Source organism: Cupriavidus sp. LA-1 (assembly GCF_055385985.1).
Map to the genome: position 1 here is coordinate 904,015 of NZ_AP031387.1, position 14,955 is coordinate 918,969.

Here is a 14,955-nt window from a genome sequence, read left to right on the forward strand (position 1 = left end):
TCGGTTTCCTTTGGTTAATTTGTAGTTAAGCGTTAAATATTGTTTAACAACAAGGCGGAAGAAAAAGCCCGAGGGGCGGGCAAAGTGTGGTCGGGAAGGAAAGGGCGGCGGAGGCGCCACCCTGCCCATCAATCCATCAGACGTTGGCGGCGACGGCTTCGCGGTCGGTGGTCACGGCGCGGTTCTCGCCTTCAGGCCGGGCCGCCTCGATCAGGTGTGCCGGGGTGTCGGCATGATCCTGCAGCAGCCAGCGGAACAGGCCGAACAGCTTGATGCCAAGAATGACCAGGAACGGGATCGCGGTCAGCACCACGGCAGTCTTCATGGTCTCCAGCGACGCCTTGACGAACAGCATCGCCAGCGGCACCAGCGTCAGCATCACGCACCAGAACACGCGGCTGGTCGGCGACGGGTCCTGTCCTTCCTCCAGGTTGCGCGTGGTGGTGGCAGCCACCGCGTAGGCCACGGCGTCGACGTGGGCGGCGAGGAACACGATCATGATCGCCAGGTACACGGCCAGGAACACCTTGCCGGCCGGCAGCGCGCTCAGCAGCATTTCCACCGCCGTTTCGCCGCCGTGCTCCTTCAGGATGCGCGGCACGTCGATGGCGCCCGACATGAACTGGTGCATGCTGTAGCTTTCCAGCGCGCCAAAGAAGAACCAGCATCCGACGCTGCCGCCCAGCAGCAGGGCGTAGATGACTTCCTTGATCTTGCGTCCCTTGGACACGCGTGCCACGAACATCGCCACGCCCGGCGAGTACGACACCCACCACAGCCAGTAGAACACCGTCCAGCCACGGCTGAAGGCGCCGTCGCCGGTCGGGTCGGTGAACAGGCTCATGTGCACGTAGTTCTGGAGCATCAGGCCCAGGCCATTGACGATGTTATTGCCGGTGAACAGGGTCGGCCCGATGGCGAACACGACGGCGGCCAGCAGCAGCGCGCCCCAGCAGACCATATGGCTCAGGCGCTGCATGCCGCCGTTGATGCCGATGTAGGCGCTCGCGGAGAACAGCACCGACACGCCGACGATCACGATCAACTGCGTGACGAACGTATCCGGCACGCCGAACAGGCCGGACAGGCCGCGCGTGAAGGTCGATGCTGTCAGCGCGATCGAGACGGTCAGCGCCCCGAACATCGTCAGCAGGAAGATCAGGTCCACCAGCCGGCCGACCGGCCCGGTGGCGCGGAAGCCCGTGATGGCCTCGATGATGGACGCCAGGTTCAACCCCTTGTTCTTGCGCACGTGGAAGTGGTACGCCATGGCCAGCGAGGGCAGGGCATACACCGCCCAGGCGCTCAGGCCCCAGTGGAAGAACGAGTAGCTGATGGAGTATTCCAGCGCCTCGCGCGTGCCGGTGGGCACGTTCAGGCCGGGCGACTGGTAGTAGTAGACCCACTCCATCACGCCCCAGTACATGGTCGACGACCCCATGCCGGCGCAGATGAACATGAAGACCCACGACAGCGTGGAGTACTCGGGCTTGCCTTCGCCCAGGCGCACGTTGCCGTACTTGCTGAAGGCCAGCACCAGGCAGGCGATGACGCAGGCGAAGACGAAGATCTGGACCAGCGAGCCAAAGGAGCGCGTGGACCAGTCGAAGAGTTGGGAGGCGGTGGCTGCCGCTGCGGCGGGCCAGCGGACCATGGCGATGACGGTGACCAGCACGGCGGTGAGCGTGCAGATGGTCAGGAATCCGTCGCGGCGGGGCGTGGACGTTTTCAAGTAGATCTCCTCCAATGCGTCTTGGCGCATGGGTGCTTTGTGGTGGAACTTGTCTAACCGGCGCGGTTGGGTCCGCGTTTTTATTTTGCTTTTTGTAAACCAATGGTTTACAGTAACTATTGGTTTACGGAAACTCTATGCAAAATTCCGGAGATGCACAAGCTCCGCGCTGAAAAAAACTGCGTGTGTGCCGGATGGGCCTTCTCGCGCCGGGCGTGGGAGACGTGTCGCGCGAATTCCGCGTCACGTGCTCCCGCGCGTCTGGCGTCAGATGGCTTCGGCGATGGCCTTGCCCACGTCGCTCGTGCCGGCCTTGCCGCCGGCGTCCGGCGTCAGCGGGCCTTCGCGCAGCACGGTCTCGATGGCGGCGAGGATGGCGTCATGCGCTTGCTTTCCTGCGGAACCCCCGAGGAAATCGAGCATCATCGCGCCCGACCAGATCATGCCGATGGGGTTGGCGATCTGCTTGCCGTAGATGTCCGGCGCCGAGCCGTGCACCGGCTCGAACAGCGAGGGGAACTTGCGCTCCGGGTTCAGGTTGGCCGAACCGGCCAGGCCGATGGTGCCGGTGCAGGCCGGGCCGAGGTCCGAGAGCAGGTCGCCGAACAGGTTGGAGGCGACCACCACGTCGAAGCGCTCGGGCTGGAGCACGAAGCGGGCGCAGAGGATGTCGATGTGCTGGCTGTCCCACTTCACGTCGGGGTATTGCGCGCCCATGGCGGCGGTGCGCTCGTCCCACCAGGGCATGCTGACGGCGATGCCGTTGGACTTGGTGGCCGAAGTCAGCTTCTTGCGGGGACGCGATTGCGCCAGTTCGAAGGCGTACTTCAGGATGCGGTCGGTGCCGTGGCGGCTGAAGATCGATTGCTGCATCACGATCTCGCGCTCGGTGCCCTCGTACATGCGGCCGCCGACCGAGCTGTACTCGCCCTCGGTGTTCTCGCGGACCACGTAGAAGTCGATGTCGCCGGGCTTCCTGTTGGCCAGCGGGCAGGGCACGCCAGGCAGCAGGCGCACCGGGCGCAGGTTGACGTACTGGTCGAACTCGCGGCGGAACCTGAGCAGCGAGCCCCACAGCGAGACGTGGTCGGGCACCTTGTCGGGCCAGCCCACGGCGCCGAAGTAGATGGCGTCGAAGCCGTCGAGCTGTGCCTTCCAGTCGTCCGGCATCATCTTGCCGTGACGAAGGTAGTAGTCGCAGTTGGCCCATTCGAAGTGACGCACTTCGATGGGCAGGTTGAACTTGCGCGCGGCGGCTTCGACGACGCGCAGCCCTTCGGGGAGGACTTCATTGCCGATGCCGTCGCCGGCGATGGCGGCAATGCGAAAAGGTTTGGTCATGGCGGTGTCTCGCTCGTGTCTGGTGGTCAGGACGCGATCGAGGATGCCGGGAAACCCCGCGCGGATCATCCGCGCAACCGTGGATACAGGAAACACGAATCGTGAATAATCTGCCCCCACTGGAAGACCTGCGGGTGTTCTGCCTGGTTGCCCAGCGCGCCAGCTTCGTCGCCGCCGCGGAGGAGCTGGGCAGCTCGCCGGCCTATGTCAGCAAGCGCGTCAAGGCGCTGGAGCAGGCGATGGGCGCGCAACTGCTGCACCGGAGCACGCGCCAGGTGTCGCTGACGGAGAACGGCGACCGCGTGTGCCGCTGGGCGCGTCACATGCTCGACGAGATCGGCCAGTTGATGGACGACGTCTCCGCCGGCGGCGGTGCGCCGCGCGGGCTGGTGCGGATCGGCAGCAGCGTGGGCTTCGGCAGGCGGCATGTCGCGCCGCTGATCTCGATGCTGCGCGAGCAGTACCCCGGCCTGGAAATCCGCTTCGACGTGTTCGACAAGCTGGTCGACCTTGTGGCCGAGGGGATCGACCTCGACATCCGCATCGGCAACGACATCGCCCCGCACCTGATCGCCCGCCGGCTGGCGCGCAACTGGCGGGTGCTGTGCGCGGCCCCGTCGTATCTCGCGGCGCGCGGCATGCCGCAGACGCTCGACGCGCTGGCGGAGCACGACTGCCTCGTCACCAAGGAGCGCGACCATCCCTTCGGCGTGTGGCGCATGACCGGGCCGGAGGGCGACCGCACCGTCAAGGTCGGCGGGCCCCTGTCGTCCAACCACGGTGAGATTGTCACGGGCTGGGCGCTGGCCGGGCATGGCGTCATGCTGCGCTCGATGTGGGACGTCGAACCTGACCTCGAGACGGGCCGCCTGGTGCAGGTGCTGCCCGACTACCGCCAGGACGCGGATATCTGGGCGGTGTATCCTTCGCGCCTTTCCGGCTCCACACGGCTGCGCGCCTGCGTCGAGTTTTTCATGCGGCATCTCGGGGATGCCACCGGGGAATCCAGGACATGACAGAAAACAGCTTTGCATTCCGCCTCAAGGAACTGCTCGAACACAAGAAACTCACGCTGCAGGCGGTGGCGAACGCGCTCGACGTGTCGCGCCCGGCCGTCCACAAATGGACCAAGGGCGGTGAGATCGACTACGAGAAGCTCCGCAAGCTGGCGGCGTTCCTCGGCGTCAACTGGATCTGGCTGCGCTACGGCGACCAGGCGCGGCAAGAGGCGGAAACCTCGAGCGCGGTGGAAATCCCCATGACCGACATGCGTCGCCGCTACACGGCCGAGATCATGGAGAGCGAGGCGCGCATGAAGCTGGCGCAGGAGGGCGCGCGCATCGTCACGTGGGAATGGAACCTGATCACGGACGACGTGACCTACTCGTCCAATGTCGAAGCCGTGTACGGCTGGCGCATTGTCAGCAACGAGAGCTTCTGGAAGCATGTGCATGCCGATGACGTTCCCATGATGAACGCTGCCTACGAGGAGTCGCTGCGCACCGGCAAGCCGCACGAGTTCGACTTCCGCCTGTACCAGCCCGACGGCAGCATCCGCTGGATTTCGTCCCGCGCCACGCCGGTGCGTGAACTGGACGGGCGCATCGTCAAGATCGTCGGCATCAGCATGGACAACACCGCGCGCAAGCTCGCCGAGCAGTCGCTGCGCGACCAGCAGGCCCGGTTCAGGGCGGTGTTCGAGCTGACCTCGGAAGGCATGGCATTGCTGGACGGGGACTTGCGCTGCGAGTCGGTCAACGCGGCGCTGGCGGAGATGGCCGGCTGCGATGCCGGTGCGTTGCTGGGCGGCGGGTTCGCCGATCGTTTCGCCGACGCCGGGGCGCGCCTGCGCAGGATGACGCGCGCCCGGCCGAAGGCGGAGTTCGGCGCCGAGCTGCAACGGGGGGACGGAAGCAGGCTGGCGGTGACGGTCCGCGCGATGCTGGAGCGCAGCGAGGACGGCGCGTCGTACTACGCGCTGGCGATGCGCGCGGCCTGACCGGGGAGAAAGCGGGGAAGCCGGATTTACCGGAAAAAATGCCCCTCGACCGCCTGGTGAGGAGCATTCCGCAAGCGTCGCTCAAGACGTCAAGCGACCCCGCCTGGCCAGGGGCGGGGCTTTGGCTGGCGCCGCAATGCGGCCGTCGTGACAGGGTCAGTGGATGACCATATGCGTAAAGGGCGGCACATAGGCCTGCAGCGTGACGAACATGCCGACCAGGATCGCCAGTGCGATCGAGTGGAAGAACACATAGCGCAGGATGTCGCCCTCGTGGCCGTACCACTTGGTTGCGGTGGAGGCCACCACGATCGACTGCGCATCGATCATCTTGCCCATCACCCCGCCGGAGCTGTTGGCTGCCGCCATCAGCACCGGAGACAGGCCAAGCTGCTCGGCCGTGGTCTTCTGCAGGCCGCCGAACAGCACGTTCGAGGCGGTGTCGGAACCGGTGAGCGCCACGCCCAGCCAGCCCAGCATGGTGCCGAACAGGGGATAGAGCACGCCGGTCTGCGCAAAGGCCAGGCCCAGCGTCGCATCCAGGCCCGAATAGCGCGTCAGGTAGCCGATGCCGAACATGGCGCTGATGGTCAGCAGCGAGAACTTGGTCAGCTTGATGGTTTCCCAGTATTCCTTGAGCATGCGCGGGATCGAGTAGCCCATCAGCAGCCCGCCCACCACGGCGGACACCAGGATGCCGGTGCCGGCCATCGACAGCACATTGAACAGGAACACCGCCGGTTCGGCGATTTCCTTCGGCGTGACCGGCGGATGCTTGATGATCGCCTTGTCCAGGCCCGGCACCGGGAATTTGAACTGCCACAGGGCGTCCATCATCTTCTTGAACTCGGGGATGCCCCACACGAAGACGAATACGGTCAGGATGACCCACGGCATCCACGCCTTCACCACCGAGATGCCGGCCGAGGCGGCGGTGGCGCGGGCGTCGGCTTCGAGCGCCTCGGGGTGGTCGACCCTGGATTCGTCGTGGCGGCCCAGGATCTTGGTCGAGGTCCAGATCTCCTTCGGATGCCAGACCTTCAGGAACAGGGTCAGGCAGCCCATCGAGACCAGCGACGAGATCACGTCCACCAGCCAGGGGCCGTGGAAGTTCGACACCAGGAACTGCGGGATGGCGAACGTCACGCCAGCCACCAGGACCGCCGGCCAGATCGCGAGCATGCCGCGGAAGCCCGCGAAGGCCCAGATCAGCCAGAACGGCACCAGCACCGAGAAGAACGGCAGCTGGCGGCCGATCATGGCGGACAGCGTGACCTGGTCGATGCCGGTCACCGACGACAGCCCGATGATCGGGGCGCCCAGCGCGCCGAATGCCACCGGCGCGGTGTTGGCGATCAGCGCCAGGCCCGAGGCCGCCAGCGGCGAGAAACCCAGGCCGATCAGGATGGCGCCGGTCACGGCCACCGGGGTGCCGAAGCCGGCCGCGCCTTCAAAGAAGGCGCCGAAGCTGAAGGCCACCAGCAGCAGTTGCAGGCGGCGGTCTTCGGTGACGCCGGAAATCGAGGTCTGCAAGACCTTGAAGGATCCGTTCAGCGTGGTGAGCCGGTGCAGGAAGATGATGTTGAGAACGATCCAGCCGATCGGGAACAGGCCGGAAACGATGCCCAGTCCGGCCGCCTTGCCGGCCATGGCCGACGGCATGCCGAACACCGTGGAAGCCACCACGATGCCCACCACCAGCGCCAGGCCGGCGGCAAGATGGGCCTGCATGTGAAAGAACGCCAGTGCGACCAGCAGCACGGCGACGGGTATCCCCGCTGCAATCGTGGACAGCGCCATATTGCTCAGCGGGTCATAGACTTGACTCCACACGATGGAAATCCTCCTCTGGTTTGGCTCGGGTGCCCGGGCGATCTGCGTGCCCTGGACATCCCGCAGGCGCTTTGCACCGGCGCGCGGCTGCCGCCGCGCATCGGCAAAGAACAGGGATTTTAAGAACGGGTTCCCTCGTGGCTGCCGTACATCGCGTCATGCCGGCCATGAGCCACATTCAGGGATCAGGGTTTGCCCCGGGGAGGCATGACAGCGCATGTGGGGCCTTTCCGCCACACTGTCCAGAGTACTCTAAACGGCGCCTGTTGCAAAAGGATGCGCACGCGTTGCGATGCAGCATGAGCGGCCGATACGGCCATGGGGTGCCGGCTGGCGCGGGCGTCGCAGTCAAGCCATACTGGCAGCCAGCGCGCGGGCAAGCCGCCCGCGCCGACCATTTCGAGGCGAGGTTTCCCCATGACCGAATTCCTTCCCCCGTGGCCGTTGCTGACCGCGTTCGTGCTGGCCAGCCTGGCGCTGGCGATCACGCCTGGTCCGGCCGTGGTCTATATCGTCACGCGCACGCTGGCGCAGGGCCGTCAGGCCGGGCTGGCCTCGATCGGCGCGGTGGCGCTGGGCAACCTGGGCAATGCGATTGGCGCCTCGCTGGGGCTGGCGGTGCTGTTCTCGGTGTCGGCGCTGGCGTTCACGGTGGTCAAGTACGCGGGGGCGGCCTACCTGATCTGGCTGGGCATCCGCGCGTTGCGCGGTGGCGGGGCGGCGGCCGGCGGCGACACGCCGGAAGTGGCGCCGCGCAGCCTGCGCCAGGTGGTGCGCGACGGCTTCGTGGTGGCGCTGCTCAACCCCAAGACCACGATTTTCTTCGCGGCCTTCCTGCCGCAGTTCATGAACCCGGCGGGCTCGGCGCTGACGCAGAGCCTGGCGCTGGGCGTAGCCTTCGTGCTGATCGCCGCGACCACGGACGCCTGCTACGTGATGGCCGCCGCCGCGGTGATGCCGGCACTGCGCCGCGCCGGCCGGGCGCGCGCGTTCGGGCGCTACCTGACGGGCGCGGCGTTTATCGGGCTGGGGGTATTTACCGCGACGTCGGGCTCGCGCGCGCCGAAGTAGGGCGGGGCAGCGGTCTTTACCGCGGGGAAGACCGCGGGAAGAAAAACTGCCGCGGCTCAGCGCAGCGGCAGTTCCAGGATGCCGCCTGCGGCGGGGCGGGCGCGCATTGCGCCCAGCCAGCGCTCCAGGTCGGGGCGCGGCTGGTGGCTGACCGGCAGCCCCATCCAGCGGTGCGCGGCGCAGGCCAGCGAGATGTCGGCCATGGTGAAGCGGTCGCCGCCGATGAACTCGCGTCCGGCCAGCGCCTTGTCGAGCAGCGCGGCCAGCGGCTCGGTGCGCTCGCACGACGCCTGGATGGCGGCGTCGTCGCGCTCTGCCTTGGGTTTGCGCACCAGGTTCTGGAACGCCGTCACCATGGCCGGGCTGAAGGCGGTGGTCTGCCAGTCCATCCAGCGGTCGGCCGAAGCGCGTGCCTTGACGTCTTCGGGCCACAGCGTGCCTTCGCCATAGCGCGCGCACAGGTAGCGCACGATCGCATTGGACTCCCACAGCACGAACGGCTCGCCGCCGACATCGGTGCCGCGGAAGTCCTCGATCACGGGGATCTGGCGGTTCGGGTTCAGGCGCACATAGGCCTCGGTGTCGAGGTCGCCCTTGGTCACGCCGATATCGACGCGCTCATGGTCCAGGTGCAGCTCGCGCGCGCACCAGACCACCTTCTGCACGTTGATGGAGGAGAGTCGGCCCCAGATACGCAACATGTCGGCTCCTGAGTGATATGCGCCTGATCGCTGCTGGCCTCAGGCCGCGCGCGGCTGCCTGGCGGCGGCTGCGGCGATGACTTCGCGGAACAGCTCGCCGAGGATCGCCACGCCCTGCTCGATGCGCTCGGCCGACACCGTGACAAAGGCCAGGCGCAGCGCGTTGCGCTTCGGGTTGCTGGCATAGAAGGGCGCGCCCGGCACGTAGGCCACGTTGCGCTTCACCGCTTCCTCCAGGATCACCATGCTGTCCAGGCCTTCCGGTAGCTCCATCCAGATGAACATGCCGCCTTCGGGCGCGTTCCAGCTCACGCCTTCGGGCATATGGCGCTTGAGCGCGTCCAGCATGTACTGGCACTGCTTGCTGTAGAGCTCGCGGATGGTCGGGATATGCGTGTCGAGCAGGCCGTCGCGGATGGTCTCGTAGGCCACGCGCTGGGTGAAGGTCGGCGTATGCAGGTCCGATGCCTGCTTGGCCTGGCACAGCTTGAAATGCAGCTCGGGCGGGGCGATCACGTAGCCCAGGCGCATGCCGGGGGCCAGGATCTTCGAGAACGAGCCCATGTAGATCACGCCGTCGGGGTTCATCGACAGCAGGCTGGGCAGCTGGTCGCCGGTATAGCTGAGTGCGCCGTACGGGTCGTCTTCGACCAGCAGCACGCCCTGTTCCCTGGCGCGGGCCACCAGCGCCTGGCGGCGTTCCAGCGGCAGGCGGCGGCCGGTCGGGTTCTGGAAGTTGGGCAGGGCGTACAGGAAGCGCGCACCGGCGGTCAGCTCGGGCGTCAGCGCTTCGGGCAACAGGCCCTTGTCGTCGCTGGGGATCGAGACGAATTCAGGCTCGAACAGCGAGAACGCCTGCAGGGCGCCGAGGTAGCTCGGCGTTTCCACCAGCACCTTGCTGCCCGGGTCGATCATCACCTTGGCGATCAGGTCCAGTGCCTGCTGCGAGCCGGTGGTGATCAGCACGCGCTCGACCGGCGCGCCATGGCGCTTGGCGATGAACTCGCGCAGCGGCAGGTAGCCTTCGGTCGCGGCATATTGCAGCGCCGCCTGCGGGTTATCGGCGAATACGCGGGCCGTCGCTGCCTCCATGGCCGCTACCGGGAACGAAGCCGGCGACGGCAGGCCGCCGGCGAACGAAATGACTTCCGGACGCTCGGTGACCTTCAGGATTTCGCGGATGGCCGAGCTGGTCAGTTGCTGCGCCCGGCGGGAGATGGCCCATTTCATGATGTGTCTCTTGTGGTCTGGGGGGGATTCTGGAACGAGCGGCTGGTGCCGCTCAGTCAACGATAAATAGTCTTGCGCCCTGCGGCGAGGACGAGCGGTGCGCCTCCGCCTGGTCGGCCACCTGGTAGCTGGTGCCCGCGCCGAGCACGAACTGCCGGCCGTCTTCCAGCTCGGTATGGAGCTCGCCGTCCAGCACGAACAGGATATGGCCCTTGCTGCACCAGTGGTCGGCCAGGTAGCCGGGCGAGTATTCGACCATGCGTACGCGGATGTCGCCGAACTGGCGCGTGCGCCAGGTGGCCTCGCCCTGCTCGCCGGGGTGGCGGGTGGGCGCGATGGCCGACCAGTCGGTGGTGCCGAAGGGCAGGTTGTCGATGCGCATGCGGTCCTTAGCCCTGCACTTCAACGATCATTTCGATCTCGACGCAGGCGCCCAGCGGGATCTGCGCCACGCCGAAAGCGCTGCGCGCATGCTTGCCCTTGTCGCCGAACACTTCTGCCAGCAGTTCCGAGGCGCCGTTGGTGACCAGGTGCTGCTCGGTGAATTCAGTGGTCGAGTTGACCAGGCTCATCACCTTGACGATGCGGGTGACCCGGTTCAGGTCGCCCACATGCGCATGCAGCGTGGCCAGCAGGTCGATGGCGATGGCGCGCGCGGCGGCCTTGCCGGTCTCGGTGTCGATGTCCTGGCCCAGCTTGCCGGCCCATACCTTGCCATCCTTGCGGGCGATATGGCCCGACAGGAATACGGTGTTGCCGGTTTGCGCGGCCATGACATAGGCGGCGGCGGGGGCGCTGACGGCCGGCAGTTCGATGCCGAGGCGGGCAAGGGTATCGTAGACGGACATGCGTTGGACTCCTGGTCAGTGAATGCGTCCTGGAAGGACAGGGGACGTTACCGTGGCGGGTGCAGTCTGGCGCACGGCGGCGCGGCGGCCCAGTGCCACGACGGCGATCACCGCCACCGCGAAGGCGAGGGTGGGGGCGTCAAGCGGCTCGGCCAGCATCAGCGCGCCGCCCGCCAGCGTCAGGAACGGCTGCAGCAATTGTATCTGGCCGACGCGGGCCACGCCGCCTTTTGCAAGGCCGGCGTACCAGAAAAGGAAGCCGACAAACATCGAGAACACCGAAACATAGGCCATGCCGCCCCAGGCGTGCGGCGACGCCGCGGCGATCGCCGGCAGGTCGCGCAGCGCCAGCCAGGCCACCACCGGCACCAGTACCGGCAGCGACACCACCAGCGCCCAGCTGATGGTCTCCAGCCCGCCCAGCTCGCGCGACAGCTTGCCGCCCTCGGCATAGCCCAGCGCGCCCAGCACGACCGCGCCGAACAGGTACCAGTCCGCATGCTGCAGGCCGCCGGCACCCTGCCACACGGCAAAGCCGACCACCAGCGCGCTGCCGGCCACGGCCGACAGCCAGAACGCCGGCGACGGCCGCTCGCGCCCGAGCCAGGCGGCGAACACCGCGGTCGCCAGCGGCAGCAGGCCGATCACGATGGCGCCGTGGCTGGCCGGCACCTCGCGCATGGCCAGCGAAGAAAACAGCGGAAAGCCCGCCACCACGCCCAGTGCGGTCACGGCCAGCCGCGGCCACTGGCCGCCGCGCGGCCGGCGGCTGGCGGACAGCGCGCCGCGCCAGGCCAGCAGCACCAGTGCCAGCACCGCTGCCAGCACGGCGCGCGCCAGCGCGACAAAGATCGGGTCCAGCTCCGCCACCGCCATGCGCGTGAACGGCAGCGTCTGGCTGAAGATGGCGACGCCGACAAAGCCCAGCAGCATGCCGCCGGAAGCCGGCGCGGCAGCTGCCAGGGGCGGTGAAGGGGGACGGCGGGTGGCCAGGGCCGGCCTGTTGGTTGTCATGGTCCGAAATCCGGTTGCGAGGGTCCTACTGCACGCCCGGGCGGGCGCTGACGGCAATCCACAGCGCGGTCAGCGCCAGCGCCCCGCCCATGGCGCGGTTGAACCAGCGCACGCGCCGGCCCTGCCGCAACCATTGCCGCAGCGATGCGCCCAGCACGCCGTACACGCCGTTGCTGACAAAGCCGAGCACGCCGAACAGGCCGCACACCAGCAGCACGCGCTGCGCAGGCGAGGGTGCGCCGGCCATGTAAGAGGCCGCGACCGCCAGCGCCAGCATCCACGCCTTGATGTTGGCGTACTGCAGCAGCGCCGACTGCCACACGCTCAGCGGGCGCAGCACCTGCTTCTCGGCCAGCGCCGTGCTGCGCGCGATCTTCCACGCCAGCCACAGCAGGTAGGCCACGCCGGCCCCGTGCACGACCGCGGCCTGCGCGGGCTGGCCCAGGATCAGCGCGCCCATGCCCAGCGCGCACAGCGCCAGGATGCTGGCAAAGCCGAAGGCCACGCCCACGCAGTGCGGCAGCGTGGCGCGCAAGCCGAAGTTGGCGCCCGTGACCGCGGCGATGGTGGTGTTGGGCCCAGGCGTGAACAGGCCGACCGTCAGCAGGGTCAGCAGGGCCAGGAATTGCGCGGCCGTCAGGCCGGTGAGCAGGCCGGACGCCATCACGCGAACGCGACCACCACCCGCCGGTTGGTGCGGCTCTTCTTCTCGATCTTGGTCACCACCACGGCGCCGATCTCGCTGGTGTTGGCCACGTGCGTGCCGCCGCAGGGCTGGCGGTCCACGCCCGGGATCTCGATGATGCGGATGCTGGCCGTGCCCGCCGGCGGCGCGGCGCCGATGGTGCGCACCAGTTCGGGCTGGGCGGCCAGTTCCTGTGGCGTGATCAGGGTGGTGCGCACCGCGGTGTTGGCATGGATCAGCGCGTTCAGGCGCTCGGTCAGGTCGGCCTTGTCCAGCGTCGATTCCGGCAGGTCAAAGTCGATGCGCGCCGATTCCGGCGAGATGCCGCAGCCGGTCACCGGCACGGGGATCAGCGAACCCAGCAGGTGCAGGCAGGTGTGCAGCCGCATCAGCTTGTGGCGGCGCGCCCAGTCGATGGCCACGGTGACGCGCTCGCCCGCGCGCGGCAGCGGCGCGTCCGGCGCCGGCACATGCAGGATGCGGCTGCGGTCGTCGGCGTAGACGGTGTCGGCAATGGCCACCGTGCGCCCGTCGGCCAGTGCCAGCGTGCCGGTGTCGCCGGCCTGGCCGCCGCTGCGCGCATAGCACACGGTCTCGTCGAGTTCGATCCCTTCGGCGCTGGCCGCCACCACGGTGGCGGTGCAGTGGTCGAGGTAGGGGTCTTCGTCGAAGCGCTTGCGTGTGGCGGACATCGGGGGGCTCCTTGTGGGCTTGTTATGGGTGCGGCTGGCGCAGGGTACGGATGCCCTGCGCGGTTTCGGTTTCGGCGATCAGCCCGGGCGTGCCGTTGGCGTGCTCCTTGGCGCGGCGACGACGAGGTGATCGGCGGGCGAGCTTCATCCTGGCTTGATGGTAGACAAGGTAGTCGGTACAGTACCGGTACAGTTCAGCGGATCGTATTCAGTACAGTTGCGGGAGCAGCACATGGATGCCAACAGCAGGGACGACGGGACTGGCAGCGATACCGCCACCGTTGCCCGTCAGAAGGACAGCGCAGGCGACGCACAAAGCACATCCGGGCAAGTCTCCGGCCGTGCGCTGCGGCTGGTGGTGCCGCCTACCGAGCGCCTGCCGGACCCGATTCCCTCGGCGCAGATGACGCTGGTCGAGCAACTGACCGAATGGGCCCGCATGCGCATCGACGAGCGCGTGTTCCGCGCCGGCATGCGCATGCCGTCGATCCGGCAGCTGGCGCAGGAGAAGGGCATCTCGCGCTTTACCGTGGTCGAGGCCTACGAGCGGCTGGTGGCGCTGGGCTACCTGGAGTCGCGCCGCGGCTCCGGCTTCTACGTGCGCGAACGGACCCCGGCCGCGCCCGCGGCGCCGGTGTCCGGCAACGTGGCGGTGGCGCGCAATATCGACGTGACCTGGTTGCTGCGCAGCATGTTCCATACCGCCGAGGCGCACAAGGCGCCCGGGCTGGGCTTCCTGCCCAACGACTGGCTCGACGGCGAGCTGATCGCCAGCGCGCTGCGCGGGCTGGGCCGCCAGCCTGGCAACCATTTCCTCGCCAGCGGCACGCCCCAAGGGTTCCTGCCGCTGCGCCAGCAACTGCGCACCCGGCTGGAAGAACTGGAGATCGGCGCCGGCGCGGAGCAGATCGTGCTGACCTCGGGCATTACCCAGGCGCTGGACCTGATCGCGCGGCTCTACCTGCAGCCCGGCGACGCCGTGCTGGTGGGCGACCCGGCCTGGTTCGTGATGTTCGGCCGCTTTGCGGCGCAGGGTGCACAGGTGATCGGCGTGCCGTACACCGCCGAAGGGCCGGACCTGGAGGCGCTGGAGCGCATCGTGCAGGCGCGCCGGCCCAGGCTGTTCGTGATCAATTCGGTGCTGCACAACCCCACCGGCACCTCGCTGTCGGCGGCCAAGGCCTTCCAGCTGCTGCGTCTGGCCGAGCAGTACGACTTCCTGATCGTCGAGGACGATATCTACTGCGACCTGTGCCCGCCCGGCCACGCCGCCACCCGGCTGGCCAGCCTGGACCAGTTGCGCCGGGTGATCTACCTGGGCAGCTTCTCCAAGACGCTGGCGGCCAACCTGCGCGTCGGCTTTATCGCCGCACACCCGGAGATGGCGTCGGCGCTGACCGACAGCAAGCTGCTGGCGGGGCTGGCCACGCCGGAGATCAACGAGCGCGTGCTGTACAAGGTCCTGACCGAGGGCCACTACCGCAAGCACGTCGAGCGCGTGCGCACCCGGCTGGACCGCGCCCGCGACGACACCCGGCGCGAGCTGGAGCGCCTGGGCCTGCGCCTCTTCCCCGGCCAGCATGCCGGCATGTACCTGTGGGCCGATACCGGCCGCGACACCAACGCAATTGCCACGGCCGGGCATGAAGAGGGCTACCTGTTCGCCCCGGGCAGCCTGTTCTCGCCGTCGCAGATGCCGTCGGGCTGGATGCGCTTCAACGTGGCCAGCAGTGGCGACCCGGACATGCTGGCCTTCCTGGCACGCCAGCTCGAGCGCATGTAAGCCACGCGCCGTTGGACCCCGGGCCT

15 protein-coding genes are annotated in these 14,955 nt (G+C 67.8%); 4 read left to right on the top strand and 11 right to left on the bottom strand.

Going from position 1 to position 14,955, the window contains the following annotated elements:
* Positions 1 to 136 precede the first annotated feature (136 nt).
* The gene (locus tag ACZ5MJ_RS04310) at positions 137 to 1,732 is read right to left on the bottom strand and encodes a BCCT family transporter (RefSeq protein WP_464222611.1); all 1,596 of its coding nucleotides are present in this window, start codon (positions 1,730 to 1,732) and stop codon (positions 137 to 139) included.
* Positions 1,733 to 1,999: 267 nt separating this feature from the next.
* Positions 2,000 to 3,073 (bottom strand): tartrate dehydrogenase, encoded by a 1,074-nt coding sequence (locus ACZ5MJ_RS04315; RefSeq protein WP_464222612.1) that lies wholly within the window; start codon positions 3,071 to 3,073, stop codon positions 2,000 to 2,002.
* Positions 3,074 to 3,174: 101 nt separating this feature from the next.
* Here ACZ5MJ_RS04315 and ACZ5MJ_RS04320 point away from each other — a divergent pair, with 101 nt between their 5' ends.
* The gene (locus tag ACZ5MJ_RS04320; RefSeq protein WP_464222613.1) at positions 3,175 to 4,089 is read left to right on the top strand and encodes a LysR substrate-binding domain-containing protein; all 915 of its coding nucleotides are present in this window, start codon (positions 3,175 to 3,177) and stop codon (positions 4,087 to 4,089) included.
* Entirely contained in the window at positions 4,086 to 5,072 is a 987-nt protein-coding gene (locus ACZ5MJ_RS04325; RefSeq protein WP_464222614.1) for a PAS domain-containing protein, read from the top strand. The genes ACZ5MJ_RS04320 and ACZ5MJ_RS04325 overlap by 4 nt, the downstream gene beginning before the upstream one ends.
* A gap of 156 nt (positions 5,073 to 5,228) precedes the next feature.
* On the opposite strand, the gene ACZ5MJ_RS04330 is transcribed toward ACZ5MJ_RS04325, so the two are convergent.
* On the bottom strand, positions 5,229 to 6,905 hold the full coding sequence (locus ACZ5MJ_RS04330; protein ID WP_464222615.1) for an L-lactate permease: 1,677 nt from the start codon (positions 6,903 to 6,905) through the stop codon (positions 5,229 to 5,231).
* A 417-nt stretch (positions 6,906 to 7,322) separates the two neighbouring features.
* Here ACZ5MJ_RS04330 and ACZ5MJ_RS04335 point away from each other — a divergent pair, with 417 nt between their 5' ends.
* A complete protein-coding gene (locus ACZ5MJ_RS04335; RefSeq protein ID WP_464222616.1) occupies positions 7,323 to 7,976 on the top strand; it encodes a LysE family translocator in 654 nt (217 codons plus the stop codon).
* A gap of 56 nt (positions 7,977 to 8,032) precedes the next feature.
* Here ACZ5MJ_RS04335 and ACZ5MJ_RS04340 read toward each other — a convergent pair whose 3' ends face one another.
* The 8 genes from ACZ5MJ_RS04340 to ACZ5MJ_RS04375 form a co-directional block, all read right to left on the bottom strand.
* Positions 8,033 to 8,677 (bottom strand): glutathione S-transferase family protein, encoded by a 645-nt coding sequence (locus tag ACZ5MJ_RS04340; RefSeq protein ID WP_464222617.1) that lies wholly within the window; start codon positions 8,675 to 8,677, stop codon positions 8,033 to 8,035.
* A 39-nt stretch (positions 8,678 to 8,716) separates the two neighbouring features.
* Entirely contained in the window at positions 8,717 to 9,907 is a 1,191-nt protein-coding gene (locus ACZ5MJ_RS04345; protein ID WP_464222618.1) for an aminotransferase-like domain-containing protein, read from the bottom strand.
* Positions 9,908 to 9,959: 52 nt separating this feature from the next.
* On the bottom strand, positions 9,960 to 10,289 hold the full coding sequence (locus ACZ5MJ_RS04350; RefSeq protein ID WP_464222619.1) for a DHCW motif cupin fold protein: 330 nt from the start codon (positions 10,287 to 10,289) through the stop codon (positions 9,960 to 9,962).
* 7 nt (positions 10,290 to 10,296) lie between these two features.
* Positions 10,297 to 10,755, bottom strand: a complete 459-nt coding sequence (locus tag ACZ5MJ_RS04355) for a RidA family protein (RefSeq protein ID WP_464222620.1) — start codon at positions 10,753 to 10,755, stop codon at positions 10,297 to 10,299.
* Between the two features lie 15 nt (positions 10,756 to 10,770).
* Positions 10,771 to 11,688: a DMT family transporter gene (locus tag ACZ5MJ_RS04360; protein ID WP_464223649.1), complete on the bottom strand. Its 918-nt coding sequence runs from the start codon at positions 11,686 to 11,688 to the stop codon at positions 10,771 to 10,773.
* A 106-nt stretch (positions 11,689 to 11,794) separates the two neighbouring features.
* Positions 11,795 to 12,433 (bottom strand): LysE family translocator, encoded by a 639-nt coding sequence (locus tag ACZ5MJ_RS04365; RefSeq protein ID WP_464222621.1) that lies wholly within the window; start codon positions 12,431 to 12,433, stop codon positions 11,795 to 11,797.
* Positions 12,433 to 13,146 (bottom strand): alanyl-tRNA editing protein, encoded by a 714-nt coding sequence (locus ACZ5MJ_RS04370; protein ID WP_464222622.1) that lies wholly within the window; start codon positions 13,144 to 13,146, stop codon positions 12,433 to 12,435. Before ACZ5MJ_RS04370 ends, ACZ5MJ_RS04365 begins: the two co-directional genes overlap by 1 nt.
* A gap of 22 nt (positions 13,147 to 13,168) precedes the next feature.
* Positions 13,169 to 13,294 carry a hypothetical protein gene (locus ACZ5MJ_RS04375; RefSeq protein WP_464222623.1) on the bottom strand — a complete coding sequence of 42 codons (126 nt, stop codon included), beginning with the start codon at positions 13,292 to 13,294 and terminating at the stop codon, positions 13,169 to 13,171.
* A gap of 84 nt (positions 13,295 to 13,378) precedes the next feature.
* On the opposite strand from ACZ5MJ_RS04375, the gene ACZ5MJ_RS04380 reads away from it, so the two are divergent.
* Positions 13,379 to 14,929, top strand: coding sequence for an aminotransferase-like domain-containing protein (locus ACZ5MJ_RS04380; protein ID WP_464222624.1), 1,551 nt, complete (start codon positions 13,379 to 13,381; stop codon positions 14,927 to 14,929).
* Positions 14,930 to 14,955: the final 26 nt, after the last annotated feature.

What these genes read in the sequence shown, in the direction of transcription:
- ACZ5MJ_RS04315 (WP_464222612.1), bottom strand. Translation starts at nt 3,073, where the DNA reads ATGACCAAACCTTTTCGCATTGCCGCCATCGCCGGCGACGGCATCGGC.
- ACZ5MJ_RS04325 (WP_464222614.1), top strand. Translation starts at nt 4,086, where the DNA reads ATGACAGAAAACAGCTTTGCATTCCGCCTCAAGGAACTGCTCGAACAC.
- ACZ5MJ_RS04335 (WP_464222616.1), top strand. Translation starts at nt 7,323, where the DNA reads ATGACCGAATTCCTTCCCCCGTGGCCGTTGCTGACCGCGTTCGTGCTG.
- ACZ5MJ_RS04340 (WP_464222617.1), bottom strand. Translation starts at nt 8,677, where the DNA reads ATGTTGCGTATCTGGGGCCGACTCTCCTCCATCAACGTGCAGAAGGTG.
- ACZ5MJ_RS04345 (WP_464222618.1), bottom strand. Translation starts at nt 9,907, where the DNA reads ATGAAATGGGCCATCTCCCGCCGGGCGCAGCAACTGACCAGCTCGGCC.
- ACZ5MJ_RS04350 (WP_464222619.1), bottom strand. Translation starts at nt 10,289, where the DNA reads ATGCGCATCGACAACCTGCCCTTCGGCACCACCGACTGGTCGGCCATC.
- ACZ5MJ_RS04355 (WP_464222620.1), bottom strand. Translation starts at nt 10,755, where the DNA reads ATGTCCGTCTACGATACCCTTGCCCGCCTCGGCATCGAACTGCCGGCC.
- ACZ5MJ_RS04360 (WP_464223649.1), bottom strand. Translation starts at nt 11,688, where the DNA reads ATGCTGCTGGGCTTTGTCGGCGTCGCCATCTTCAGCCAGACGCTGCCG.
- ACZ5MJ_RS04365 (WP_464222621.1), bottom strand. Translation starts at nt 12,433, where the DNA reads ATGGCGTCCGGCCTGCTCACCGGCCTGACGGCCGCGCAATTCCTGGCC.
- ACZ5MJ_RS04370 (WP_464222622.1), bottom strand. Translation starts at nt 13,146, where the DNA reads ATGTCCGCCACACGCAAGCGCTTCGACGAAGACCCCTACCTCGACCAC.
- ACZ5MJ_RS04375 (WP_464222623.1), bottom strand. Translation starts at nt 13,294, where the DNA reads ATGAAGCTCGCCCGCCGATCACCTCGTCGTCGCCGCGCCAAGGAGCAC.
- ACZ5MJ_RS04380 (WP_464222624.1), top strand. Translation starts at nt 13,379, where the DNA reads ATGGATGCCAACAGCAGGGACGACGGGACTGGCAGCGATACCGCCACC.